At 74.4% G+C, this 24,493-nt stretch carries 21 protein-coding genes, 1 pseudogene and 1 riboswitch; of the genes and pseudogenes, 11 read left to right on the top strand and 11 right to left on the bottom strand.

Translation table 11 applies throughout. The annotated features are described in order from the left end of the window. Positions 1-36 precede the first annotated feature (36 nt). Positions 37-531 (top strand): type II toxin-antitoxin system PemK/MazF family toxin, encoded by a 495-nt coding sequence (locus tag O7606_RS09970; RefSeq protein ID WP_281598779.1) that lies wholly within the window; start codon positions 37-39, stop codon positions 529-531. 37 nt (positions 532-568) lie between these two features. On the opposite strand, the gene O7606_RS09965 is transcribed toward O7606_RS09970, so the two are convergent. The 3 genes from O7606_RS09965 to O7606_RS09955 all read right to left on the bottom strand — a co-directional run bounded on the left by O7606_RS09965 (position 569) and on the right by O7606_RS09955 (position 2,727). Beyond that, a complete protein-coding gene (locus tag O7606_RS09965) occupies positions 569-1,015 on the bottom strand; it encodes an ATP-binding protein (RefSeq protein ID WP_281598778.1) in 447 nt (148 codons plus the stop codon). Between the two features lie 123 nt (positions 1,016-1,138). After that, positions 1,139-1,654, bottom strand: a complete 516-nt coding sequence (locus O7606_RS09960) for a 2'-5' RNA ligase family protein (RefSeq protein ID WP_281598777.1) — start codon at positions 1,652-1,654, stop codon at positions 1,139-1,141. 23 nt (positions 1,655-1,677) lie between these two features. Continuing rightward, entirely contained in the window at positions 1,678-2,727 is a 1,050-nt protein-coding gene (locus O7606_RS09955; protein WP_281598776.1) for an NAD(P)-dependent alcohol dehydrogenase, read from the bottom strand. Positions 2,728-2,961: 234 nt separating this feature from the next. Here O7606_RS09955 and O7606_RS09950 point away from each other — a divergent pair, with 234 nt between their 5' ends. Further along, the gene (locus O7606_RS09950; protein WP_281599582.1) at positions 2,962-3,327 is read left to right on the top strand and encodes an SCP2 sterol-binding domain-containing protein; all 366 of its coding nucleotides are present in this window, start codon (positions 2,962-2,964) and stop codon (positions 3,325-3,327) included. Next, positions 3,324-5,378, top strand: coding sequence for a glycogen debranching N-terminal domain-containing protein (locus tag O7606_RS09945; RefSeq protein WP_281598775.1), 2,055 nt, complete (start codon positions 3,324-3,326; stop codon positions 5,376-5,378). Before O7606_RS09950 ends, O7606_RS09945 begins: the two co-directional genes overlap by 4 nt. Here the strand turns inward: O7606_RS09945 and O7606_RS09940 are convergent. Beyond that, positions 5,333-6,067, bottom strand: coding sequence for a Pr6Pr family membrane protein (locus O7606_RS09940; RefSeq protein WP_281598774.1), 735 nt, complete (start codon positions 6,065-6,067; stop codon positions 5,333-5,335). The two genes, O7606_RS09945 and O7606_RS09940, sit on opposite strands and share 46 nt — an antisense overlap. Before the next feature lie 311 nt (positions 6,068-6,378). On the opposite strand from O7606_RS09940, the gene O7606_RS09935 reads away from it, so the two are divergent. Next, a complete protein-coding gene (locus O7606_RS09935) occupies positions 6,379-6,633 on the top strand; it encodes a hypothetical protein (RefSeq protein ID WP_281598773.1) in 255 nt (84 codons plus the stop codon). A gap of 139 nt (positions 6,634-6,772) precedes the next feature. On the opposite strand, the gene O7606_RS09930 is transcribed toward O7606_RS09935, so the two are convergent. After that, entirely contained in the window at positions 6,773-7,285 is a 513-nt protein-coding gene (locus tag O7606_RS09930) for a DinB family protein (RefSeq protein WP_281598772.1), read from the bottom strand. A 131-nt stretch (positions 7,286-7,416) separates the two neighbouring features. Between O7606_RS09930 and O7606_RS09925 the strand changes: the two genes are divergently transcribed. Beyond that, a complete protein-coding gene (locus tag O7606_RS09925; protein ID WP_281598771.1) occupies positions 7,417-8,316 on the top strand; it encodes a DUF72 domain-containing protein in 900 nt (299 codons plus the stop codon). Positions 8,317-8,498: 182 nt separating this feature from the next. Here O7606_RS09925 and O7606_RS09920 read toward each other — a convergent pair whose 3' ends face one another. From O7606_RS09920 to O7606_RS09910, 3 genes are all read right to left on the bottom strand, one after another. After that, positions 8,499-9,767, bottom strand: a complete 1,269-nt coding sequence (locus O7606_RS09920) for a cytochrome P450 (RefSeq protein ID WP_281598770.1) — start codon at positions 9,765-9,767, stop codon at positions 8,499-8,501. 162 nt (positions 9,768-9,929) lie between these two features. Further along, positions 9,930-10,568 carry a hypothetical protein gene (locus tag O7606_RS09915; RefSeq protein ID WP_281598769.1) on the bottom strand — a complete coding sequence of 213 codons (639 nt, stop codon included), beginning with the start codon at positions 10,566-10,568 and terminating at the stop codon, positions 9,930-9,932. A gap of 98 nt (positions 10,569-10,666) precedes the next feature. Continuing rightward, entirely contained in the window at positions 10,667-11,884 is a 1,218-nt protein-coding gene (locus O7606_RS09910) for a glycosyltransferase (protein ID WP_281598768.1), read from the bottom strand. Between the two features lie 300 nt (positions 11,885-12,184). Between O7606_RS09910 and O7606_RS09905 the strand changes: the two genes are divergently transcribed. Beyond that, positions 12,185-12,712: an Rrf2 family transcriptional regulator gene (locus O7606_RS09905; RefSeq protein ID WP_281598767.1), complete on the top strand. Its 528-nt coding sequence runs from the start codon at positions 12,185-12,187 to the stop codon at positions 12,710-12,712. Here O7606_RS09905 and O7606_RS09900 read toward each other — a convergent pair. Continuing rightward, positions 12,699-13,955, bottom strand: a complete 1,257-nt coding sequence (locus tag O7606_RS09900) for a hypothetical protein (RefSeq protein WP_281598766.1) — start codon at positions 13,953-13,955, stop codon at positions 12,699-12,701. The two genes, O7606_RS09905 and O7606_RS09900, sit on opposite strands and share 14 nt — an antisense overlap. Before the next feature lie 276 nt (positions 13,956-14,231). Between O7606_RS09900 and O7606_RS09895 the strand changes: the two are divergent. Both O7606_RS09895 and O7606_RS09890 read left to right on the top strand, forming a co-directional pair. Beyond that, positions 14,232-16,413 (top strand): annotated as a pseudogene (locus O7606_RS09895) (DNA topoisomerase IV subunit B). 56 nt (positions 16,414-16,469) lie between these two features. Further along, on the top strand, positions 16,470-18,959 hold the full coding sequence (locus tag O7606_RS09890) for a DNA topoisomerase (ATP-hydrolyzing) (RefSeq protein ID WP_281598765.1): 2,490 nt from the start codon (positions 16,470-16,472) through the stop codon (positions 18,957-18,959). Positions 18,960-19,086: 127 nt separating this feature from the next. Here the strand turns inward: O7606_RS09890 and O7606_RS09885 are convergent, their stop codons facing one another. Next, positions 19,087-20,400, bottom strand: coding sequence for a solute carrier family 23 protein (locus tag O7606_RS09885; protein ID WP_281598764.1), 1,314 nt, complete (start codon positions 20,398-20,400; stop codon positions 19,087-19,089). Between the two features lie 73 nt (positions 20,401-20,473). Further along, on the bottom strand, positions 20,474-21,109 hold the full coding sequence (locus tag O7606_RS09880; protein WP_281598763.1) for an alpha-ketoglutarate-dependent dioxygenase AlkB: 636 nt from the start codon (positions 21,107-21,109) through the stop codon (positions 20,474-20,476). 166 nt (positions 21,110-21,275) lie between these two features. Here O7606_RS09880 and O7606_RS09875 point away from each other — a divergent pair, with 166 nt between their 5' ends. The 3 genes from O7606_RS09875 to O7606_RS09865 all read left to right on the top strand — a co-directional run bounded on the left by O7606_RS09875 (position 21,276) and on the right by O7606_RS09865 (position 23,927). Further along, on the top strand, positions 21,276-22,526 hold the full coding sequence (locus O7606_RS09875; protein WP_281598762.1) for an acyltransferase: 1,251 nt from the start codon (positions 21,276-21,278) through the stop codon (positions 22,524-22,526). 10 nt (positions 22,527-22,536) lie between these two features. Continuing rightward, complete coding sequence (locus O7606_RS09870; RefSeq protein ID WP_281598761.1) at positions 22,537-23,019, top strand: hypothetical protein; 483 nt, start codon at positions 22,537-22,539, stop codon at positions 23,017-23,019. Between the two features lie 128 nt (positions 23,020-23,147). Beyond that, positions 23,148-23,927, top strand: coding sequence for a hypothetical protein (locus O7606_RS09865; RefSeq protein WP_281598760.1), 780 nt, complete (start codon positions 23,148-23,150; stop codon positions 23,925-23,927). Between the two features lie 423 nt (positions 23,928-24,350). Then, a riboswitch (cyclic di-AMP (ydaO/yuaA leader) is annotated at positions 24,351-24,491 on the top strand. Positions 24,492-24,493 lie beyond the last annotated feature (2 nt).

Below are 24,493 nucleotides of genomic sequence, written 5' to 3'. Positions count from 1 at the left end.
CGGGCGGGGCGCCGGGGGAGCGGTTAGGCTACCGCGGTGGCAGGGCTGTGGAGAGACGTGGCGCAGCGGGTCGGTCGGGTCGTGCGGGCCGGCGGTGGTCCGGTCGGCAGCCCCGCGCAGATCCCCGCGCAGGTGGCCCGGCGACGTCAGGTCGCCACGTTGCGTCAACGCGAGCTGACGTACGCGCCGGAGCTGGACGGCCAGGCCGATCCCGGCGAGATCGTCTGGACCTGGGTCGGCTACGAGGACGACCCCCGACAGGGCAAGGACCGGCCGGTGCTCGTGGTGGGCCGGCAGAGCCGTACCCTCTTCGGTCTCCTGCTCTCCAGCCGGGCCGACCGCGACGGCCAGCGGCACTGGCTGGCGCTCGGCGCGGGCGGGTGGGACGACGACAACCGGCCGAGCTGGGTCCGGCTCGACCGGGTGCTCACCATGCGGGAGGACGGCATCCGTCGGGAGGGCGCGATCCTGGACCGGGCCCGCTTCGACCGGGTCGCCGAGGCCCTGCGCGCCGGCTACGGCTGGCGCTGACCGCGCCGACCGGTCCGGGCCACCGCGACGCCGACGGTCACCGGGGCGTCGGGCCGGGGGCGGGCGGCAGGGCCTTGCTCAGCCGTACGTTGGTGCCTTCCGGGCTGCTGTCGATGCGCAGCTCGTCCGAGTACTGCTGGGCCAGCCACAGCCCCCGGCCGCCCTGCTGACGCGGCCCCGGGGGGCGCAACGGGCGCTGCGGCGGCCCGTCGGGGAACCCGAGGCCGGTGTCCGCGACCTCGCAGACCACCGACCCGTCGCGCCACAGCCGCAGGTGGCCGCTGCCGGGGCCGTGCCGCAGCGCGTTCGCCATCGCCTCGTTCACCGCCAGCAGGAAGTCCTCGGCCTCCTGCTCGGGCAGGCCCGCCTCGGCGAGCCGTCGACCGACCTCGTGCCGTACCCGGCTCAGGTGGTCGAGGTCGAACGCCACGGTCAGCAGGCACGTCTCGACCGGGGCGTCCACCTCCGTCCGTTCCGTGTCCACCCCGCCCTCCACGCTGTCCGCACCCCCGGATCCTGGTCCGGCGGTCCTTCGTCCCGCCGTCGGGGCAGGATGTACCCGGCCGGGCGCGGGCGAATCGTCGGCCGGTCAGGAAAGCGGGTGGGATCAGGAAAGCGGGTGGGAGATGCCCCGGGCGTGGTCGGTGACGGCCGCCGAGACCACCCGCGCCTCGATCGGCAGCGTCTCCAGACACCGACGTACGGCGGTGGCCATCAGCGCGTTCGGCACCCGCATGGACAGCGTGCAGTGCGGCACCCAACGGCCCGGCCGGTAGTGCCCGGACAGCTCGACGCCGGCCCCGGCCAGCCGCTCGTGCACCCGGGCCTGGTGGGTCAGCAGCTCCAGGGTCGGGGTGGGCCCGAGCCAGAGCACCCGGCCGACGAACTGCCCGGCGTGCCGGAACGACAGCGGCAGCGGCGCGGCGACGGTCAACCCGGCCAGCGCCCCGGCGACCCGCTCCGGGTCCAGCCGGGGCGCCACCGCGAGGGAGACGTGCGGCCGGTGCCGCTGGTCAAGCAGGTACCGCAGGCTCTGCACGCCCTCGGCTTCCAGCGCGTCCCAGAGCGCCCGGATCCGTCGGGAGGCGTCCGGGTCCAGGTACAGCTCCAGCGCGGCGACCACCGGGTCACCCTAGGGCCACCCGGTCAGGGGACGATCACCGCCCGGCCCTCCAGCCGGCCCTCCGCCAGGAGGTGGTAGGCGTGCACGGCCTCGTCCAGCCCGAACGTGGTGATCTTCGGCTTCAGCAGGCCCCGCCCGCCCAGGTCCAGCACCTCGACCAGCTCCGGCCGGCTGCCCCAGTAGGTGGTCTGGATGCTCACCTCGTACGGCACCGAGAAGAACGACACCGGCAGGGTGCCGCCGCCGATGCCGACGATGGTCAGGTCGCCGACGGTGCGCACGCTGGCCGCGCCCAGCTTCAGGGTCGTGTTCGCGCCGACGAAGTCGAGCACCACGTCCGCGCCCCGGCCGTGCGGGGTGGCCGCCCGGACCTGCTCCGCCGCGTCCTCGCCGGCGGGCAGGGCGAGGTCCGCCCCGCAGGCCCGGGCCAGGTCCAGCGCCTCGGCGCGGGTGTCGACGGCGATCACCCGGGCCGCGGTGGTGGCCTTGAGGACCTGCACCCCGACGTGCCCGAGACCACCCACCCCGATCACCAGGGCGGTGCTGCCCGGCGGCAGCTTCGGCCAGGACCGACGGACCGCGTGGTACGGGGTGAGCCCGGCGTCGGTCAGCGGGGCGGCGTGCACCGGGTCCAGCCCCTCGGGCAGCGGCACGACGTGCCGGGAGGCCGGCACCAGCAGGTACTCGGCCATGCCGCCGTCCAGCCCGAGACCCCCGCCGCCGCTGGGCACCGGCGCGCCCGCCGGGTTCTCGCAGTACGTGTCGACGCCTACCTGGCAGCGGGCGCAGGCGCCGCAGCCCCACGGCCCGTACACGGCGACCGGCTGCCCCACCGTCAACCCGGTCACGCCGTCACCGAGGGCGTGCACCCAGCCGGCGTTCTCGTGCCCCAGCGTGAACGGCGGACCCCACGGCACCGTGCCGGCCTCGAAGTCGTGCATCAGGTGCAGGTCGGAGTGGCAGGCGCCGGCCGCCCCGATCCGGACCACCACCTGGTCGGGTCCGGGCGTCGGCTCGGCCACCTCGACCAGCTCCGGCTCGCTCTTCCAGGCGTTCAGTCGTAGCGCGCGCATGATCGTCGCCTCTCGTCGTGGTGCTGATGTCCCGCCGGCCGGCGTCCGGTCTCCGGCTACCCGGCCGGGGCGACCCTGAACGGGCCGGCTACCCGGCCCGGGCGGCCCCTGGGCGGGCCGGCTACCCGGCTCGGGGTGGATTTCACCCGTCCCGGGTGAACCCGGCTCACCCCGCCGGCTGCGATCGTCACCGGCGTGGACGAACGTGCGAGGATCGCGGTGGCGACCGACTCGGTGCGGGACTACCTGGCGAACGGGCTGGCCGGCCGGCACACCGACCTGCCGGAGACCACCGCCGGGACGATCCGGCTGGACGTCACCGAGGACGGCTGGACCGACCACTGGTATCTGACCATCGCCGACCAGGTGGTCCGGGTGACCCGCTCCGCCGACGAGGCCGAGCTGGTCGTCCAGGCCGACCGGGAGGTCTTCGACGAGCTGGCCAGCGGTCGCGCCCGGATCGCCGCCACGCTGCTGCGCAACGACCTGACCGCGCAGGGCCGCCTGCCGCTGCTGATGTCGCTGCGCCGGCTGTTCCCGGGCCCCCAGGACGCCCGGCACCCCCGGGACGTCGCCCGGGAGGGGGGTGACCGGCGGTGAGGGAGCAACGGGTCCAGGTCATGGCCGGCAACACCTTCGCGGTCAGTGACGCCGAGGGCGACATGGAACACGACCCGCGTACCCCGGTGGGGTTGTTCTCCTTCGACACCCGGTTCCTGTCCCGCTGGGTGCTGACCATCGACGGGAAACGCTTCCACTCGCTGTCCCGGGACGACATGTCCTCCTTCGAGACCCGCTTCCTGCTGGTGCCGGGCACCGCGAGCCACTACGTGGACGCGGACGTGTCGGTGCTGCGGCACCGGTCGCTCGACGAGGGCTTCAACGAACGGCTCACCGTCCTGAACCACTCGCCGGAGCCGGCCGAGTTCGTCGTCCGGCTGGAGATCGGCACCGACTTCGCCGACACCGCCGAGATCGCCGCGCCGGGCCGCCGGTCGGTCACGGTCACCCCGCGGCCCGAGGACCACGAGCTGTGCCTGCGGTACGAGCGCAAGCGCTTCTCCCGGGAGTGCGTGGTCCGTTCCACCGCGCCGGCCGACGTCGACCAGACCGGGATGACGTTCCGGATCGTGGTGGAGCCGAACGGGGCGTGGTCCACCGACCTGCACGTCGACATGGTGCTGCGCGCCGGGACCGGCCGGGACATCCGGGCCGACCTGGAGTCGTACCGCCGGAAGGCCCGCGAGGACCGGTGGGCGGAGCTGCGCCGCTTCCTGGACCAGGCGCCGACGCTGGTCGCCGAACGGCCGGGGCTGGAGCTGGCGTACCGGCGCAGCCTGCTCGACCTGGCCGCGCTGCGCTACAACCCGCTGTCCTACAGCGCGCCCGTCCCGGTGGCCGGCATGCCCTGGGGGATGGCCCTGTACGGCCGGGACGCCATCGTCACCGCCCTGCAGACCCTGCCGTTCGTGCCCGACCTCGCCCCGGCCGTGCTGCGGATGCTGGCCCTGGCCCAGGGCGGCCGGCTGGACGACTTCCACGAGGAGGAGCCCGGCAAGATCCTGGCCACCCTCCGGTACGGCGAGCGCGGCGCGTTCGGCGACGACCCGACCATCATCTACTACGGCGCGGCGGACACCACCCCGCTCTTCGTGGTCCTGCTCGACGAGTACGAGCAGTGGTCCGGTGACGCCGACCTGGTCCGCGAGCTGCGCCACCCCGCCCGGATGGCGCTGGACTGGATCGACGAGTACGGCGACCCGCTCGGCGACGGCTACCTGCGCTACCAGCGCCGAAACCCGGACGGGGTGGTCAACCAGGTGTGGAAGGACTCCGACGACGCGATCGTCGGCCGGGACGGTCGGGAACCCGGCTTCCCCCGGGCCACCTGCGAGCTCCAGGGGTACGTGTACGACGCGAAGCGGCGCGGGGCCCGGCTGGCCCGCGAGTTCTGGGGTGATCCGGCGTACGCGCAGCGACTGGAGCGCGAGGCGGAGCACCTGCGGGAACGCTTCAACCGGGATTTCTGGCTGCCGCACCGGACGGCGTACGCGCTCGCGCTCGACCCCGACGGCGGACCGGTCGACGCGCTCGCCTCGAACCTGGGGCACCTGTTGTGGAGCGGCATCGTCCCGGCCGACCGGGCCGGTCAGGTGGCCGGGCACCTGCTCGGTCCGGAGCTGTTCACCGGGTACGGCATCCGCACCCTGGGCAGCCGGCAGCGCCGCTACAACCCGGTCGGCTCGCACCTCGGCGCGGTCTGGCCGTTCGACAACGCCCTGGCCGCGGCCGGGCTGCGGCGGTACGGCTTCGACGCGGAGGCGGCCCGGGTCGCGGCCGGCGTGCTGGACATGGCCGCGCACTTCGAGGGCCGGCTGCCGGAGCTGATCGCCGGGTACGACCGGCAGGCGACCCGGTATCCGGTGCCGCTGCCCGCAGGCGGCGCCCCGCAGTCCTGGTCGGCGGGGGCGGCGCTGATGATGCTGAGCACCCTGCTCGGCCTGCGCCCCTGCGCGGGGAACCTCCTGGTCGACCCGGCGCTGCCGCCGGGCTACGGGCGGATCGAGCTGCTCGACATCCCCGGCCGCTGGGGTCACGCCGACGCCTACGGGCGCGACCGTACCCCGGTGTCGGGAGGGGTCTCCTCCTGACACCCGGCGGGGATCCCCCCGGTCGTCGCCGGGTCGGTGACCGCCGGGTCGGTCGTCGCCGGGGCGGGCCCGGCCAGCAGCCGGTCGACCCCGACGAAGGCCAGGCCGAGCAGCCAGAACGCGACCGCGAAGCCCACCGCGGCTAGGCTCACGCCCGGGTAGCCGAGCTGGCCCGGATCCACGAACGGGTACGGGTACGAGCCCACGACCGGCCCCCGGGCCAGCGCGAACGCCAGGTACGCCAACGGGAACGCCAGCCACCAGACGGCGTGCCGGGGGCGTAACCGGCCACGGGGGGCGAACAGCGCCCAGTCCGTCACCGCCAGCAGCGGGACCACCGTGTGCAGAAGCTGGTTGCCGGCCGCGTCGGCGAGGGACCGTTCCGGCTGCGCCATCGCGAACGGGCTGGCCGGGTTCGCCAGCAGCAGGTGGTACACCACGCCGGTGATGGTGACGTAGAGGGTGACCGCGCCCCTGAGCGCCGCCGGGGAGTCGGGGCGGCCCCGCCGGATCTGCCCGGCGCCGTACCCGGCGAGCAGCGCGACCGCGACGTTGCTCTGGATGGTGAAGTACGGCAGCAGGCCGGTCACGGTGGCCGGGCCGGCGGTGGTCAGCCCGACGCCGGCCAGCACCGCGCCCACCACCAGCAGCCGGAACGCCACCACCGGGCCGGGCCGCCGCAAGGTCATCCGGGCACGCTAGCAGCTCCGGACGAGGTCGTCACCAGCTCGGCGCGTGGCCCGCTGACGAGCGACTCAGCGCCGGAGGGTACCTTCGCCGGAAGGCGTCCCGCGGCCCGGGCCGGAGACGGGCTGCCGGACGGGACCGCCGGAACGGCCCGGCGGCGGGTCGTCCGGTCGATGCCCGACGCCGGCCCGGGTCATCCACCTGGTCACCGGCAGACCGGACAGATCGGTACCCGAAGGTCCAACCAGGACGGTACCGGTAGCGGGACCGACGGATGAGGCGTCACGATCAGCGACAGGAGACGATGGGTCGTATGAAGGTGCTTTTCCTCGGTGGCCCCTGGCACAACCAACGTCACGACGTGACCCCCAGCCGATCCGCCTCGGCGCTGCGTTCGCTCCCGGTCAGCTTCACCGTGCCGCTCCCGCCGGAGCAGGCCGACCACGGGTCGGCCCAGTTGACCGGCGTTCGCGGACACGTGACCTACACCCGTCGCTACGCCCGCGCCAACGGCGAACGCCTGCCGGTGTACGTCGCCCCCGGCTACCAGGGCCCGCCCCGGGCCTGACCGCGTCGGCGTCGTACGGCGGCCGACCCCCGCCAGCCCCGGCCGCCGTACGCCCCTCGCCCCTTCTGACGCTTCCCGCCCCGTCCGGGCGGGCCGTCCCGGCCCCCGGGTGGCTCCGCCGCCGCCCGGGCCAGCCTGGTCAGCCCATCGTCTTCGCGCCGTCCAGCGACTCCCGGATGATGTCGGCGTGCCCGGCGTGCTGCGCCGTCTCGGCGATGACGTGCAGCAGCACCCGCCGGACCGACCAGCGGGCGCCCGGGGCGAACCAGGGCGCCGACGGCAGCGGATGCGACACGTCGAGGTCGAGCGTCGCCGCCAGCTCGTCGGTGCGGCGGGCCACCCGGTCGTACTCGTCGAGCAGGCCGGCCAGGGTCTCGCCGGGGCCCATCCGGAACCGCCCGCCCCACTCGGCGGGGTCGGTCTGCATGGCCGCCGCTCCGTCGACCGCGAACTCCAGCCACTGTCGCTCGGCGCCGGCGACGTGCTTGATCAGGCCGCCGAGGCACAGCTCGCTGACCGTGGTGCGGCGGGCGGCCTGCTCGTCGGTGAGCCCGCGCGCCGTCTGCCGCAGGAAACCCCGGTGCACGGTCAGCGACTCCAGCAGGTCGGCGCGTTCGCCTGCGGTGCGGGTGTCGGGCCTGGTCATGGTCATGGTTGCCGTCCTCTCAGGGCGTCCGATGGGGACACGCTACGACCGGCCACCGACACTTTTCCGGTCGGCGACGCACCGCCTGTCCGTCGCCTCCGGTTGCCGGGTCGGCGGGTCGGGGGTGAACTTGACTCATGGGTGTGATCAAGGTGGGCACGTCCTCCTGGGCGGACCAGATGCTGCTGCGTTCCGGCTGGTACCCCCGGTCGGTCCGGACCCCGGCGCAGCGACTCGCCTGGTACGCCGACCGGTTCGGCCTGGTCGAAGTGGACACCTCCTACTACGCGATCCCGACGGTGGAGACCGCCGAGGGCTGGGCGGCGGCCAGCCCGGCCGGGTTCACCTTCGACGTGAAGGCGTTCAGCCTGTTCACCGGCCACCCGACGCCGGTGCGGATGCTGCCCCGGGACCTCCGCCCGGAACGCGCGACCGGTCGGGTCACCCGGCGGGACCTGCCCGCCCCTGCGTACGACGAGCTGTGGGCACGGTTCCGGGCGGCGCTCGCGCCCATCGCCTCGGCCGACCGGGCCGGCGCGGTGCTGGCGCAGTTCCCGCCGTGGCTCGGCCACGGCGAGGCGGCGAAGCGGCGGATCGCCCACGTCGCCGAGCGCTGCCGGCCCTGGCGGGTCGGGGTCGAGCTGCGCCACCACTCGTGGTTCACCGACGAGAACGTGCTGGACACGCTGAGCTTCCTCCGCGCGCACGACCTCACGTTCGTCTGCGTCGACATGCCCCAGGGGCATGCCTCCTCGGTGCCGCCGATCCTCACCACCACCACCACCGGGCTGGCGATGATCCGGTTCCACGGCCACAGCGCCGCCTGGGAGAGCGGCGACAAGCAGGAACGCTTCCGGTACGCCTACCGGGACGAGGAGCTCGCGCGCTGGGCCGACCTGCTCGTCGAGCTGGCCGGCGAGGCGGACGAGCTGCACGTGCTGATGAACAACTGCTGCGGCGACCAGGCCCAGCGGGACGCCGCCCGGCTGGCCGAGCTGCTGCGCGTGCCGGCCCGCCCGTCCGCCTCGCTCCGCTGACCCGGCCCGCAGCGGGGTGCCGGGCGACCCGGCGGGGCCGGGTCAGCGGCCGGGCCGACTTCCTGGAAGTGGCGGCATCCTCCCACCGGGACAGCGCCGTCACCGTGATCAGGGGTCGATCACGCGGGGCGGCACGGCTGATCAGGGGTCGATCACGCGGGGCGGGACGGGTGATCCGGAGGTCACCGGGGCGGCCGGACGGCGATCAGCACCCCACTGCGGGGCCGGGTCGGTACCCGGCGCAGGGCGATGGTGAGGTCCTGCTCGGGCAGGGTGTAGTCGAGGTGGGCCAGTCGCACCGCCAGCGCCCCCAGCAACGCCTCGGTGATCGCCTCGCCGGGGCAGCGGTGCCCGGCCGCCGGGTCCCCGCCGCCCTGCGGCAGCAGCTCGTACGGGTCGACCTCCCGGTCGAGGAACCGGTCCGGGTCGAACCGGTACGGGTCCCGCCAGAACCGGTCGTCGTGGTGCTGGCCGTAGATGTCGAGCAGCACCGTCGCGCCGGCCGGGATCGGCTCCCCGGCCCACTCCAGGTCCCGCACCGCCCGGCCGCCGACGAACGGGGCGAACGGGTAGAACCGCCGCACCTCGTGGACGAACGTCCCCGGGTACCCGGGAGCGCCCTCCCGGAGCTGCTCACGCTGCCACGGCCACTGGTGCACGGCGTGCGCCGCGAACGCGAGGAACCAGCTCACCGCCACCGTCGGCCGCAGGACGTTGAGCAGCTCGACGGCGGCGGTCCGGCCGTCCAGCCCGGCGCCGTCGGCGTCCCGGTGCCGGGCCACCACGTCCACCGCCGAGCCGGGCGGGGCCGCCGCCTCGCCGCGCCGTACCCGGTCGATCAGGTCGGCCAGCCACGCCTCGCGCCGGCGGCGCGCCCACCGGGCCCGCCAGTGCCGCGGCCCGGCGGTGCCGAACCCGTCGACCAGCGTGACCAGGTCCGCCGCCAGCCCCGGCGTCTGCGCCGGCGTGACCGGCACCCCGGCCCAGTCGCAGACCGCCCGGGTGAGCACCTGGGCGGCCTCGTCGAACAGCACCACGGGGGATCGGGTCGCCCAGCCCGCGACCGCCTCGTCCCAGGCCGTCCCGGCCCGGGCGACCAGCCCGTCGACGCCACCGGCGTCGGTCAGCAGGGCCAGGAACATCGCCTTGCGCGCCCGGTGCGCGGCGCCGTCGAGGGTGTGCACCGCCCCGTGACCGAACAGGGTGCTCCGTACCGGCTCGGGGAGCGCGCCGTGCCGCCGGACGTTGCGCTCGTCGTAGAAGAAACGGGCCGCCGCCGGGCCGCGCAGCGCGACCGTCCGGCGACCGGCCAACCGGGTCGACAGGACGTCCCCGCCGGCCCTGCGCATTCGGTTGGGCAGCCAGGCGTACCCCTCGACGGCGAGCGCGAGGGTGCTGTCCAGGGGTGTCACGACGGTGCTGTCCAGGGGTGTGGCGCGGTGGGACGACATGCCGGTGTCCTGCCCGGCTGTCCCGTTCCCGAAACCGCCGGGCACCTCGGCCGCCCGGCGGTCTCGGAAACGACGCGGGCGGCCACGGCCGCCCGGTGGCGGCGTCGTGCCGCGTCGCTCAGCGGCGGTTCGGCAGCCGCCCGACGGCGGTGCGGTGGCCGCTCAGTGGCGGTGCGCCAGGACGCGGTGCATCCGGCCGTTGCCGTTCGCGACGAGCATTCCCGTGCCCATCCCCTTCGCCCCGCCCAGCACGCCGCCGGCCCTACCGAGCAGGCCGCGGAGCACCTGGCCGGGCTTCTGCTGCTCGCCGGCGAAACTGGTGACCACGATCAGGGCGCCGGTGACGGTCGGAACGGCCCATTGGAGCACCTTCATCTGACGTTGCGACCCCACGATCGCCGGGGGCGTGTCGGGTTGCGGCTCGGTGACCCCGGCCACCGGCTGGGCGCCGGCCCTCTCCAGCCGCATGCCCAGCAGACGGCTGTACCCGGTGATCGCCAGAGCGGCGACGGTGAGCCCGGTCTTGACCGCGCTCATCCGGCCCACGCCGCGCTGGGTGAGCAGCCGAGGGCTCTCGGTCACCAGCTCGCCGACCGCGCCGATCAGGTGCGCCCCGATCGCCGCGGCGTTGACCGGCGTCCACCGGGCCCAGCTCGCCGAGGCCGTCGGCAGCCGTTGGGTGTTGTCACTGATCCGCGCCGCCGCTCCGTTGACCCCGGTGGCTCCCATCAACGAGCCGCCGAACCAGGCTGCCAGCCCCAGGTCGTGCATCGAGCGCAGGACGGTGTGCCGTTCGGACATCTGATCCCCTTCCGCCGTGTGTGGGCGGTGCGGCATACCCCACCCCCGGGCGGCTATTCGTCCCGCGCCGCGGGTGGGGATCAGACCGGGGTGGAAGATCAGGCCGCTGCCGAGGCCGGACGGCTGATCGCGCCGACCGCCGAGTAGACCGCGGTGAGCTGCTGGGCGGCGCGCTTCCAGGAGTAGCCGCTGCGGATCCGGTCCAGCGCCGCGGTGGCGTACGAGAAGCGCCGTACCTTGTCGCGGAGCAGCCGGCGGATCGCGGCGCCGAGCGCGCGGGGGTCCCGGGGCGGGACGAGGTCGCCGGTGAGCCCGTCGACCACCGTGTCGGCGATGCCTCCGACCGCGGTGCCGACCACCGGCACCCCGCAGGCCATGCCCTCCAACGGGGTCAGGTGGACGGGCTCGTGCCACGGCGCGGCGACCAGCAGGTCGGCGGAGCGGTACCAGGGGGCCAGCTCGGCCCGGGGGAGCGCGCCGAGGAGGCGGACCCGGTCGGCGACGCCGCAGGACTCGGCGAGAACACGCAGCCGGCGGGCGAAGCCGTCGGCGGGCAGCTCGGTGGCGGGCGGACCGCCGACGATCACGCACTCCGCGTCCGGCACGCCCGGCAGCGCCCGGACCACGTCCGGGAAGCCCTCGTGGGTGACCATCCGGCCGACCGTGACGATCCGCGGCCGAGCCGGGTCGCGGGGGACCACCGGTCCCTCCGGCTGGAACAGCTCCTGGTTCACCCCGCCGGGCACCAGCGTCACCCGGGAGCGGGGCACGCCCATCCGGAGCAGCTCGCCGACCTCGGCCTGGCCCTGCGCGATCACCCGGTCGACCGCCCGGCCGATGGCCCGTTCGTATCCGATCCGCCCGGGCGGGCTGGTGTTCCGGGCGCCCCGGCGCAGGCTGCTCACGGTGCCGAGTCCGTGGTACGTCTGGATCACCGGAACGCCGGTCCGGCGGCTCGCGTGCAGGGTGGCCAGGCCGGAGGTCCAGTGGTGGGCGTGGGCGACGTGCGGCAGCCAGTCGCCGTCCTGCCACTGCCCGGCGAGCCAGCGACCGAACTCGCCCAGGTACGGCAGCAGCTCGTCGCGCGGCATCCGCTGGGCCGGCCCGGCCGGCACGTGGTAGACCAGGTAGCCGTCGGAGGTGGCGACCGATTCCGGAGCCGTGCCGGAGTCCCGCCGGGTGTAGACGCGGACGTCGTGGCCCTCGCCGACGAGCGCCGCGGCGAGTTCGGCGACGTGCGCGTGCTGGCCGGTGGCCGCCCCGTCCGGCAGCACGGCGAGCGGGCTGGCGTGTTCCGAGATCAGCGCGATACGCATGGTTCCTCCTTCATCAGCCGGTCCCCGTCTCCCGGGAGCGTCGACACGTCGCGCACGCCGCCACGGGACCCGGTCGGCCTGCCGCACCGCCGGTGGCTCCCTACCGCCTGTGGTGTTCCCGTGACCGTCCGGCCCGACCGGAGTGGACGCCCGATCCGCCTGCGCAGGTCCCTACCCTCAGCCACCCGGCCTAACCAACGGATCGGTCACATCCGTCCCCGTCGGTCGCCCGGTGACCACGCCGAAAGCGTGTCGGCCGGTCGTGGTGACGGGCCGGTCGTCCTGGCTAGGGTCGGTGGGGTGAAGCTCAACCGGTCCACCGACACGGCGTTGCGGATCGCCATGCTGACCTCGGCGTCCACGGCCCGGACGACGGTCGACGAGTTGGCCGAGCGGCTCGTCCTGCCACGTAACCAGGTGGCGAAGACCGTGCAACGGCTCCAGCGACTGGGCGTGCTGGTCACCATCCGGGGACGCTCCGGTGGGGTGCTGTTCGCCGAGTCGGCGGCGGCGCTGACCGTCGGCGCGATCGTCCGGGCGTTCGAGGGTGACGACGAGGTGGTCGACTGTCACCGGCCGGCCTGTCCGCTGCTGGGCGCCTGCGCCCTGCGCGGGGAGCTGCGCCGCGCGCAGCGCGCCTTTCTCGACGTGCTCGACCAGGTGCGGTTGGGCGATCTGGCGGCCGGCGCGGCCGGGTCGGTCCTGCTCGGCCTGGGCCACCAGCGGCCGACCGGACCGGCGCCCGGCGCGGTGGCCAGGCGTCCGCGACGGCGACCGGCCCCGCCGCGGGCGACGGGGCCGGAGGTGGGGACGGTCAGGACACGGTGATCCGGCCGTCCGGTCCTCGGACGCAGGACACGTCCCGGACGTTCGCGCCGGCGGCCCCGCTCAGGCACTGCCCGAGCACCTGGTGGCCGGCGGCGTTCGGGTGCCACGACTCCTGGCAGGTCTGGAAGTAGCTGACGCAGGTGTTGGCGATCCGCTGAATGTCGATCTTGTCTTTGCCGGAGAGGCTGGTCACGAAGACCCCGGAGGGGCCGTCCTGGAGGCGGATCGGGGTGGCCAGCGTGCCGGACGGGCTGGTCGGCTGCTCACACAGCCGGGCCCCGTCGAACGCCCGCTGCACGTTCAGGTAGACCAGGTCCGCGCGGGGGAACTCGACGGCCAGGGCGTCCCGGGCCGACTTGACCAGGGTGCCCAGGCCGGTCGAGAAGCGGTGCCCCGGGGCCAGGCTGGCCCGGTGGATCGGGCAGCCGCCGGCGTACCGCTCCGCGCCGAGGTCACGGAACTTGTCCCGGTCGTCGGCGCGGCCGTCCTCCTCGTGGAAGCTGGGGTACAGGTCGGGCGGCAGCGGGTTGGTGTAGTCCTGGAAGACGATCCGGTGCTGCCCGTCGGCGTCGATCTGGGCGAGCGTGGTGAGGATCTGGCGGGCCGCGTTGGTCGTCTCGGCGATCGCCGCCGAGAGCTGCGCCCCGGTGGCCAGGTCGGCGTCGGCGCACGGCTGCTGGGGGACCGGTCCGCCGAGGTACGCCCAGAACTCCCACCAGCCGGTCCACGCGTCGGCGATGAACCGGTTCGCGCACTTCTCGGCCACCGAGCCGAAGGTGAACGAGCTGTTGTTGGAGCCGAGGCCGACCAGCACCAGGTCGATGTCGTGGGTCCGGCCGACGGCGCGGAGCTGGTCGAGCTGGGCGGCCACCTGCCGGCCCTTGGCCCGGGTGGCCGAGGCGGCGGCGATGTCGTAGGGCTGCCCGCCGGAGCAGGCCAGGTTGAACCGGTCCTGGATGCCCGGCAGGCTGGCCCGGTGCAGGGAGGCGTTGGCCGAGCGGTGGCAGAAGAAGGCGTCGCTGTTCGGCGCGGACCAGCCGGGGAAGGACCGGGCGGTCCCGCCGACGTCCACCACCGGGGCGTACGCGCCGGCCCCCTCGCCGCTGACGAAGCTGTCGCCGAGCGCCACCGCGGCCGTGGGCAGGGCGGCCGTGGCCGGGGCCGGCGGCGTGGTCGCCGTGGTGAGCCCGGCCGAGGCCACGACCAGCGCCACCGCGAGCGCGGTACGACGGAACACGGACATCGCGTCCTCCATCCATCGATGGAAATGTGAGAGATTCTCTAGGAGCGCGATCAGATCACGGCTGTCTCCGGGGCGTCAACGACCTGTAACAATTTGCCTCGACGAGAACAGCGGGCCGGCGCGGCGGGAGACCAGCCGCTCCGACCTGACCGGACCGGTCGCGGGACGATCCGCGAGCGGGCCGGGACGTCGTCGCCCGGGCAGCTCACGACCGGTCTGTGGGGGCGATCCCCGCGCGGGGCGGCGGCGGCCTGTCGGTACGCCCGGCTAGGCTCGCTGCGGCGCGGCACCTGCCGACGAGCTTCGCGCGGGTGGCCCCGCACCGCCGAGACCTGGGAGTACGAGCAAGTTGACCGCAGAGCTTGAGCCTCTCTACGGGGCGGACGACCTCACCCACCTGGAGGGGCTGGACGCCGTCCGTAAGCGCCCCGGCATGTACATCGGCTCCACCGACAGCCGTGGCGTGGGTCACCTCGTCAACGAGATCCTCGACAACTCCACCGACGAGGGCGTGGCCGGCCACGCCACCCGGATCGACGTGATCCTGCACGCCGACGGTTCGGTGCAGGTCGACGACGACGGCCGGGGCATCCCGACCGACGTGCACGCCAAGTCCGGCATCTCCGGCGTCGAGCTGGTGCTGACCCGGCTGCACGCCGGCGGCAAGTTCGGCGGCGCGGGCTACAAGACCTCCGGCGGCCTGCACGGGGTCGGCGCGTCGGCGGTCAACGCCCTGTCCCGGCGGTTCGACGTCACGGTCCGGCGCGGCGGCAAGATCCACACCATGTCGTTCCGGCACGGGGTGCCGGGGGTCTTCGCCGGCGACGGCCCGGACGCCCCGTTCACCCCGGGCCCCGGGCTCCAGGTGGTCGGCTCGGCGCGGCGCGGTCAGCGCACCGGCACCTCGATCCGCTACTGGCACGACGCCCGCTACTTCGAGACCGGCGCGCGCCTGGACGTCGACGCGGTCCGGATGAAGCTGCGCAACACCGCGTTCCTGGTGCCCGGCGTCGACTACCGGCTCCGCGACGAGACCGGCGACGACCGGCTCCGCGACGGGGCCGGCGACGAGGACGCCCCGGAGGCCACGGCCCGGCCGGCCGAGGAGCGGTTCCACTATCCGGCCGGGCTGACCGACATGGTGGAGTTCCTCGCCCCGACCGGTGACCGGCCGGTCTCCGGCACCCTCCTGATCACCGGTGAGGGCACGTACCGGGAGAACGCCGCCGACGCCAACGGCGTGATGCAGTCCAACGTGCAGCGCCGCGCCGAGGTGGAGGTGGCGCTGCGCTGGGGCACCGGCTACGAGCGCACCGTCGAGTGTTTCACCAACACCATCCGCAACGCGCACGGCGGCACCCACCGCAAGGGCTTCGAGCGGGCCCTGGCGCGTACCCTCGCCGACGCCGTCCGCAACACCCGTGGGCTGCTCAAGGCCAAGGAGGACCCGCCCACCCTGGACGACATCCTGGAGGGGATGACGGCGGTGGTGCACGTGCGCATCCCCGAGCCGCAGTTCACCTCGCAGACCAAGGACGAGCTCTCCACGGCCGGCATCACCAAGGTCATCCAGTCCCTGGTGGAGCAGCACCTCAAACGGTGGCTCGACGACCGGCGGACGAAGGCCGAGGCGCGCACCGTACTCCAGAAGATCGTCGACGCGGCCCGGGTGCGGCTGACCCAGAAGCAGCAGAAGGACGCCGCCCGGCGCAAGACCGCCCTGGAGGGCGCGGCGATGCCGGCAAAGCTCGTCGACTGCCGCTCCACCGGGGTGGACCGCAGCGAGCTGTTCATCGTCGAGGGCGACAGCGCGCTCGGGTCGAGCCGGCTGGCCCGGGTCGCCGAGTACCAGGCCCTCCTGCCGATCCGCGGCAAGATCCTCAACGTGCAGAAGGCCAACCTCCAGCAGGTGCTCGACAACGCCGAGTGCGCCGCGATCGTGCAGGTGCTCGGGGCCGGCTCGGGCCGGACGTTCGACCTGTCGTCGCTGCGGTACGGCCGCGTCCTGATCATGGCGGACGCGGACGTCGACGGCGCGCACATCCGTACCCTGCTGATCACGCTGTTCGCCAGGTACATGCGTCCGCTGATCGAGGCCGGTCGGCTCTACGCCGCGATGCCGCCCCTGCACAAGATCACCACGAAGGGGCGCAACCCGCAGACCGTCTACACCTACACCCAGGCCGAGATGGAGGCCACGATCCGCAAGCTGGAGAAGGCCGGCCGCCAGATCGTCACACCGGTGCCGCGGTTCAAGGGACTCGGCGAGATGGACGCCGACGAGCTGTGGGAGACCACGATGAACCCGGCCACCCGGGCGGTCCGCCGGATCACCCTCGACGACGCCGAGGCCGCTGAACGGATCCTCGACCTGCTGATGGGGGAGAAGGTCGAGCCGCGCCGCAACTGGCTGATCTCCTCCGCCGACCGGGTCGACCGCGAGGCGATCGACGCATGAGGCCACCAGGCGACGGACCCACGAGCGCCGCCGCTGTCCCGGGAGAGAGCTGAGCAATGGCACGCCGCAAGAGCACCGGCCCCCGCGCCGACCTGGCCTCCTTCGACCAGGCCGGCGCGCGGGTCTTCGACAACCCGCTGGTCACCGAGGTCTCCGACTCCTACCTGGAGTACGCCTTCTCGGTCATCCACTCGCGTGCCCTGCCCGACGCCCGGGACGGCCTCAAGCCGGTGCACCGCCGCATCCTCTACTCGATGCACGAGTCCGGGTTCCGGCCGGAGCGGGCGCACGTCAAGTCGGCCCGGGTGGTCGGCGACGTGATGGGCCGCTACCACCCGCACGGCGACACGGCCATCTACGACGCCCTGGTCCGGCTCGCCCAGGACTTCTCCCTCAACGTCCCGCTCATCGACGGGCATGGAAACTTCGGCAGCCCGGACGACGGCCCGGCCGCGGCGCGCTACACGGAGTGCCGGCTGTCGCGGGAGGCCATGCAGCTCGTCGGCGAGCTGGGCGAGGAGACCGTCGACGTCGAGCCGAACTACGACGGCTCGCTGACCCAGCCGACCGTGCTGCCGGCCGCCTTCCCGAACCTGCTGGTCAACGGCGCGTCCGGGATCGCCGTCGGGATGGCAACCAACATGATCCCGCACAACCTGGGCGAGGTCGTCCAGGCCGCCCGCTGGCTGATCCGGTACCCGGACGCCACGCTGGACAAGCTCATGGAGTTCGTGCCCGGCCCCGACCTGCCCACCGGCGGCCTGCTGCTCGGCCTCGACGAGGTCCGCCGGGCGTACGAGACCGGGCGCGGCGTGGTCCGGATGCGCGGCAAGGTGGAGATCGGCCCGGTCGAGGGCAGCCGGGGCCGCCAGGCGATCACCGTGGTCGAGCTGCCGTACGGGGTGGGCGCGGAGAAGGTCATCGCCGCGATCACCAACGAGGTGACGAAGACCAAGCGGCTCACCGGCATCGCCGACGTCAAGGACCTCACCGACCGGGACAGCGGCACCCGACTGGTCGTCGAGTGCAAGGTCGGGGTCAACCCGCAGGCGCTGCTGGCCGACCTGTACCGGCTCACCCCGCTGGAGCAGTCCTTCGGCGTGAACAACCTCGTCCTGGTGGACGGGCAGCCGCGCACCCTCGGGCTGAAGGCCCTGCTGGAGGTGTTCCTCGCCCACCGGTACGAGGTGGTGACCCGGCGCAGCGCGTACCGCCGTCGCAAGCGTGCCGAACGGCTGCACCTGGTCGACGGCCTGCTGGTCGCCCTGCTCGACATCGACAAGGTGGTGCGGCTGATCCGGGCCGCCGAGGACGCCCAGGACGCCAAGGACGGCCTGATGCGGCGGTTCAAGCTCTCCGAGATCCAGGCCACCTACATCCTCGACACCCCGCTGCGCCGGCTGACGAAGTACGACCGGATCGAGCTGGAGGCCGAGCAGGAGAAACTGCGCGGCGAGATCGCCGAGCTGTCCCGCATCCTCGACGACGACAAGGTGCTCAAGAAGCTCGTCTCCGACGAGCTGGCCGCGGTGGCGAAGCAGTCCACCACCCCACGCCGCACCACCCTGGTCGACGGCGATCTCAAGGAGGTGCTGGCGGCGTCCGCGCCGGCCGGGCCGTTGGAGGTCGCCGACGACCCGTGCCAGGTGATCCTCTCCGCCACCGGGCTGATCGCCCGGACCGCGGCCGAGTCGGAGGAGGCCGCCGAGGGGCGGGTCCGGCGCGGCCGGACCAGGCACGACGCGGTACGCGCGCTGGCGCACTCCACGGCCCGCGGCCGGGTGCTGCTGGTGACCAGCGCCGGCCGGGCGTTCAAGGTGGACGTGCTGCCGTTGCCGGTGCTGCCCGAGCACTCCGGCACGGTGTCGCTCAGCGGCGGGATGTCCGCCGCCGAGCTGGCGCCGTTGGCGGCGGGGGAGACCGTGGTCGGTCTGGCCCCGCTCGGCCCGGCCGCCGAGGGCTCGCCCGGCCTGGCCCTGGGCACCAGGCAGGGCGTGGTCAAGGTGTGCGCCCCGGACTGGCCGGTGCGCTCCGACGAGTTCGAGGTGATCGGCCTGCGCGACGGCGACGAGGTGGTCGGCGCGACCTGGCTGTCCGACGGTTCCGAGGCGCTGACGTTCGTCTCGTCCGAGGCGGCGCTGCTGCGGTTCCCGGCGAGCCTGGTCCGTCCGCAGGGCGCGCGGGGCGGCGGGATGGCCGGCGTCAACCTGCCGGCCGGCGCGCGGGTGGTGTTCTTCGGCGCGGTCCGCACCGACGACCCGGAGCACGGCGCGCCCATGGTGGTCACCTCGACGGGGGCGACGGTCAAGGTGACGCCGTTCGCGGCGTACCCGGCCAAGGGACGGGCGACCGGCGGGGTGCGCGCGCAGCGCTTCCTCAAGGGTGAGACGGATCTGGTGGCGGCCTGGGTCGGCCCCCGACCGGTGGGCTGCACCGCCACCGGCGACCCGGTGGAGCTGCCGGCCGAGGACCCCCGCCGGGACGGCTCCGGCTTCGCCGTGATGCTCGGCCCCGCCATCCTCGGCCACCACCTCTCCCGCGCCTGACCTCCCACCCCACCCGCCGCTGTCGACCAAGAGGTTCGCGCCCTCCGGGACGCCGGTCCCGGACCAGAACCTTGTGATCGACAGCGGCGGGCCGGCGGGCGTGTCGGGTGGGTGGGCGTACGGGGGTTCAGGGGGCGCGGAGGCGGTTCACCGCGCGCATGCCGTGGTAGATCAGCAGGGCGGCGGCGGTGCCGAGGGCGATGCCGTTGAACGAGAGGTCGCCGGTGACGAGTGTGTAGTCGGCGGCCCCGATGATCACCGCGACGGCGGCGGTGAACAGGTTGACCGGGTCGTGGAAGTCGACCCGGCTCTCGATCCAGATGCGCGCGCCGAGGATGGCGATCAGGCCGTACAGGGCGGTGGTCGCGCCACCGAGCACCCCGGCCGGCACGGTCAGGATCAGCGCGCCGAACTTCGGGCTGAGGCCGAGCAGCACCGCGACCAGCCCGGCCACCCAGTAGGCGGCGGTGGAGTAGACCCGGGTCGCCGCCATCACGCCGATGTTCTCCGCGTAGGTGGTGGTGCCGGAGCCGCCGCCGGCGCCGGCGAGCACGGTCGCCACCCCGTCGCCGAGGAACGCCCGACCCAGGTGCCGGTCCAGGTTGCGGCCGGTCATCGCGGCCACCGCCTTGACGTGCCCGGCGTTCTCCGCGATCAGCACCAGGATCACCGGGATCACCAGCACCGCGGCGCGGACGCTGAAGGTGGGCGCGTGGAACTCGGGGAGCCCCACCCAGGCGGCCTCCCGCAGGCTGGTCAGCGTCGCCGGGTCGAGCCCGCCGGTGGCGGCGGCGAACAGCCAGCCGACGACCACCCCGAGCAGGATGGACAGTCGGCCGAGGAAACCCCGGAAGGCCACCGTGGCCAGCAGGATCGCCACCAAGGTCACCACCGCGACCAGCGGTTGGGCCTTGACGCCGGTGCCGCTGCCGTTGCCGTCCCAGGCGACCGGGGCGAGGTTGAGGCCGATCAGCGCGACGATCGCGCCGGTCACCACCGGGGGCATCAACGCGTCGATCCAGCGCGACCCGGCCACCTGCACCACCAGCCCGACCAGCGCCAGCGCCACGCCCGCGACCACGATGCCGCCGAGCGCCGGGCCGAGGTCGCCGCCGGCCTTCGCGGCCAGCACCGGCGCGATGAACGCGAACGACGAGCCGAGGTACGACGGCAGCCGGTTGCCGGTGATCACCAGGAACAGCAGGGTGCCCAGCCCGGAGAAGAACAGCGTGGTGGCCGGCGGGAAGCCGGTGATCAGCGGCACCGTGAAGGTCGCCCCGAACATCGCCACCACATGCTGGGCGCCGATGCCCACCGTACGGGACCAGGAGAGCCGTTCCTCCGGGGCGACCACGTCGCCGGGGCGTACGGTGCGGCCGTCGCCGTGCAGCCGCCAGGGCGACCAGCGGGACGGTGTCTCGGTGGGGGATGGCTGGGTCATGGCGCGCGTGCCCTTCGCGTCGGGGATCAGGCGGGGACGGCGAACGACCCTGGACGTTTCTAGCAGAGCCCGGTCAGGCGACGCCGGCGGGCCGGAACTGGACGCTGACCCGGGGGCCGACCGGCCGGGTGGTCTTCGGGACGGCGTGCTCCCAGGTGCGTTGGCAGGAGCCGCCCATCACGACCAGGTCGCCGTGCCCGAGCGGGAAGCGCAGACCGGCCCCGCCGCCACGGGGACGCAGCAGCAGCGGCCGGGGTGAGCCGAAGGAGACGATCGCCACCATCGTGTCGGCGTGCGCGGAGCGGCCCCGGGTGTCACCGTGCCAGGCGACGCTGTCCCGCCCGGAGCGGTACAGGCACAGGCCGGCGGTGGTGAACTCCTCGCCCAGCTCGTCGGCGTAGTGCCGGTTGAGCGCGGCGCGGGCCCCGGTGAGCAGCGGGTGGGGCAGCGGGCGACCGGCGGCGTACCAGCAGAGCAGCCGGGGGACGTCCACGTCGGTGTCGTACATCCGGCGGCGCTCGGCCCGCCAGGGCACCTCGGTCAGCAGCGTGGCCAGCACCGGGTCGGAGCCGCGCACCCAGCCGGGCAGGTGGTCGACCCAGGCGCCCCGGGTCAGCCCGTGCCGGCGCACCCGACCGGCGAGCGGCCCCAGGGTGGCGCCCGCGTCGGCGAGATCCAGCATCGACGGCTGGTACCCGACGTGTGTCATGGCTGGATGGTACCGCCCTGATCGAACACCCGTACGAGCGTCGGTCGGGGTAGGGTGCCCGGCGGGCGGCTTCCGACCGCCCCGGCCGACCATCCCCCCGGCGTACGCCGATCGACCGACGGGAGAACCGCATGCCCCTCCGCGAGCCGTACCCGCGGGCGGTGTCATGACCAGCCTCACCCCGACGGCCGGTGTCGACCCGGCGGCGCACCGGCTGCCCTCCCTGACCGGTCTGCGGTGGATCGCGGCGATGCTGGTCTTCGGCTTCCACGCCGGGACGATGCGGATCGTCGCCGAGCCGAGCCACAAGGCGGTGGTGGACCAGCTCTTCACCCTTGGCCTGTCCGGGGTGCAGTTCTTCTACATCCTCAGTGGCTTCGTGCTGGTCTGGTCGGCCCGGCCGCAGGACACGAAGTGGCGTTTCTGGCGACGCCGGCTGGCCAAGATCTATCCGAACCACGTGGTGCTGTGGGCGCTGGTGCTGCTGGTCGGGCTCTGGTTCGCCGACCCGTTCAACGGCTCGGCCGCCGTGCAGAACCTCTTCCTGATCCAGGCCTGGAACCCGACCCCGGGCTACTTCTACAGCGTCAACACGGTGAGCTGGTCGCTCTCCTGCGAGCTGTTCTTCTACCTCTGCCTGCCGTTCGCGTTGCCGGTGCTGCGCCGGACGCCGTCCTGGGCGCTGTGGGTCGTGGTGGTCGCGGTGCCGTTGGTGATCCTGGCCCTCTGGCCGGGTCAGCTCCTGGTGCCCGAGGAGCACCGCTGGTGGTTCACCCAGGTCTTTCCGCTGGTGCGGTCGACCGAGTTCTGGATGGGGGTGGCCGCCGCCGAGCTGATGCGGCGCGGGCACTGGCGTGGCCCGGGGCTGCCGCTGGCCACCGTGATCTTCGTGGTGACCTGGCTGGTGGCCAGCGAGTGGATCCGGGCGGAGCTGTGGGCGGCGCTGCTGGCCGCCATGTACATCCTGGTCATCACGTCGGCGGCCCGGGCCGACGTGCGCGGGCTGCCCTCGCCGTGGCGGTCCCGGCCGCTGGTCTGGCTCGGCGAGGTCTCCTTCGCGTTCTACCTGGTGCACGTGTTCGTGATGATCACCATCCTGCGGCTGACCGGTCACCACGGCGTCGGCTTCACCGGCTGGACGGGCCCGCTGGTGGTGGTCGGCTTCCTGCTGCTGAACCTGCTGCTGGCCTGGCTGCTGTACCGCGGGGTGGAGACCCCGATGATGCGCCTGCTGGCGTCGCGCCGCCGCCGCGTGTCGACGGCCGGCCCGACGCCGCCCCCCGACACGGCGTCGACCCCCCACACCGGAGCGGCCCCCCACCCGGAGTCGGCCCCCGACACGGCTTCCGAGCCCGGGGCCGGCGGGTCGGTGGCCGACACGCCCGCCGTCGACGCGGGCGCCCGTCGGCCGGGGTAATCTGCTCCTCGTGCTCCCCGTCGCGTTCGACCGCCCCCGGTGGTGGTCGGCGCGCCGGGCGTTCCGGCTCCTCACCGGCCTGGCCGTGGCGGTGGCCCTGGCGCTGAGCGGTGGCCTCGCCACCGGCGGCCCGTCGGGCTGGTCCGGGGCCGCTCCCGCGCCGACGCGCCAGGCGCTCAGGCTCGAACCCGCGCCGCCCACCGGCCCGACCGTCGGGCCGACCCGGGGCTGGTCGGCCCCACCCGGCAACGTGCCCGTCCCCGCCGTCCCGGCCGCTGGCGTTCCCGGCGCGACCGCCGCCCGCGGCGCCGCCCCGGTGGCCGGTTTCCGCTGGTCCGGGGCCACCGACCGGGACGAGCGCGCGGCGCGGCGGTCCGCCGGCCCGACCGGCGGCGGGTCCGGCGCCCCGGCCGCCACCGAGCACGCCCCGGTCCGTCCGCTGGTCGGCGGGACACCGGGCGTCGCCGGTCCGCGCGCGCCGCCGCCGGGCTGAGCCGTCCGCCCGGTGACCCGCCCCGGGCCGGACGATCCGACGACCTCACCCCGCACGTGCCCGACGGCGGCCCGCCCGCGCCGGCGGTCGTGCGATCCGCCCGCTCCCTGTTCCGTGAGGTGCCGACGATGGACGTCGTTCTCTACGAGTTCCTGATCGATGTGCCCCGGGCGGCCGCCATCTGGTCCGCCCTGCTCGTGCTCGCCCTGTCCGTGCTCACCGTCCTGGTCGCCCGGCCGGAGCGGGATCCGGCCCGGCTGCCGGCTGTCCCTGCGTCGGCCGGGTCCCCGGCGGCTGCCCCGACCCCCCGGCCCGATCCGGCGGACCTGCGCCGGTACGCCGAGGAGGTGGCCGTCGCGGCGACCGGCGCGGCGCAGTCGGCCCGACGCCGACGCGCCGACTGGCTGACCGCCCAGGAGCAGGTCGAGCGGGCCTGGCAGGCGTACGACGAGGCGGAGACCGCCGCCCGCCGGTTCGTCGGTTCCGCCGCGCTGCCCGCCCCGCGTGCGCCGCGCACCCCGGCCGAGTACGCGGCCCGGGAACGGTACCTGCACCGGGCCGCGATGGCCGCGTACTGGCAGGGTGACCTGTCGGTGCGGCACCTCAGCGACGTGTTCGCCCACCGGCACGGCTGGGACCCCCGGCTGCACCCGGCCGAGCAGGAGGCCGTGCTGCACCGGGTGGTCCGTGACCTGCGCCGCGCCGAGTACCGTGCGGTCGCCGAGCGGGAGCGGGTGGCCTGGCACCACGCCGAGGTGGCGGCCACCGCCGCCCGGAGCCTGGCCGAGGAGGCGTACGTCGCCGCGGAGCGGCTCCGGGCGGCGATCCGGCCGGCGCCGGTCACGCCCCGGCTGGTCCCGGCGACGGCCCGCGGCGCCGCCCGCTGGCGTCCCGCGCGGGTGGGTTGACCACCCGCACAGCCGCCCCCGCCGCCCCCGCCCGCCCGGCCGCCCCTGGCGTCCGACCTTGCCGGGTGGCCGCCTCCTGCCGTACACGGCGTGGCCGGGTCGCCGATGCCGGCGCTGGGACGTCGTCGGGGCGGAGTGTGACCGGATCGTGACGTCGATCCGGGACTCCGGTCGGGGCGGGACCTTCGACGCCGGTCGTCCCGTTCTGCGCCGACTGACCCGGGGCCATTGCGGCAGTGGCGTCCCGTTATGACCCGGCGACACCGGAAAAACTGTCTGTCCCATTGAGTGGCGTCAGCGTGGGAACGGCCCGGAGTGTCGTCGTCGGACGCGTGTTTACGCAGCTCAGCACGCTTGGCAGCGGAATATGTGAGCACTAGTGTCGGCCCGTCCGGCACGGTTGAAGATCGCAGAGGGCGACGCCGCGCCGACCCGCCTAATCGTGACCACGAACCGGGGACCCATCCGCATGTGGGGTGAATCCGCCGGGCTCCGGCCCGGTGGTAGGGCGAACTTCCCGCCCGAATCCGTCAGCTAACCCGGTAGGCGGCTCCGGAAGGATCCCC

The sequence above is a fragment of the Micromonospora sp. WMMD882 genome (assembly GCF_027497255.1).
GTDB lineage: Bacteria > Actinomycetota > Actinomycetes > Mycobacteriales > Micromonosporaceae > Micromonospora.
This window is presented reverse-complemented; position numbering and strand designations above follow the sequence as displayed.

Coding starts and splice junctions, on each gene's coding strand:
- O7606_RS09930 (WP_281598772.1), bottom strand. CDS start 7,285: ATGACCATGACCAGGCCCGACACCCGCACCGCAGGCGAACGCGCCGAC.
- O7606_RS09925 (WP_281598771.1), top strand. CDS start 7,417: ATGGGTGTGATCAAGGTGGGCACGTCCTCCTGGGCGGACCAGATGCTG.
- O7606_RS09955 (WP_281598776.1), bottom strand. CDS start 2,727: ATGCGCGCGCTACGACTGAACGCCTGGAAGAGCGAGCCGGAGCTGGTC.
- O7606_RS09880 (WP_281598763.1), bottom strand. CDS start 21,109: ATGACACACGTCGGGTACCAGCCGTCGATGCTGGATCTCGCCGACGCG.
- O7606_RS09885 (WP_281598764.1), bottom strand. CDS start 20,400: ATGACCCAGCCATCCCCCACCGAGACACCGTCCCGCTGGTCGCCCTGG.
- O7606_RS09900 (WP_281598766.1), bottom strand. CDS start 13,955: ATGTCCGTGTTCCGTCGTACCGCGCTCGCGGTGGCGCTGGTCGTGGCC.
- O7606_RS09940 (WP_281598774.1), bottom strand. CDS start 6,067: ATGACCTTGCGGCGGCCCGGCCCGGTGGTGGCGTTCCGGCTGCTGGTG.
- O7606_RS09890 (WP_281598765.1), top strand. CDS start 16,470: ATGGCACGCCGCAAGAGCACCGGCCCCCGCGCCGACCTGGCCTCCTTC.
- O7606_RS09920 (WP_281598770.1), bottom strand. CDS start 9,767: ATGTCGTCCCACCGCGCCACACCCCTGGACAGCACCGTCGTGACACCC.
- O7606_RS09935 (WP_281598773.1), top strand. CDS start 6,379: ATGAAGGTGCTTTTCCTCGGTGGCCCCTGGCACAACCAACGTCACGAC.
- O7606_RS09915 (WP_281598769.1), bottom strand. CDS start 10,568: ATGTCCGAACGGCACACCGTCCTGCGCTCGATGCACGACCTGGGGCTG.
- O7606_RS09875 (WP_281598762.1), top strand. CDS start 21,276: ATGACCAGCCTCACCCCGACGGCCGGTGTCGACCCGGCGGCGCACCGG.
- O7606_RS09910 (WP_281598768.1), bottom strand. CDS start 11,884: ATGCGTATCGCGCTGATCTCGGAACACGCCAGCCCGCTCGCCGTGCTG.
- O7606_RS09865 (WP_281598760.1), top strand. CDS start 23,148: ATGGACGTCGTTCTCTACGAGTTCCTGATCGATGTGCCCCGGGCGGCC.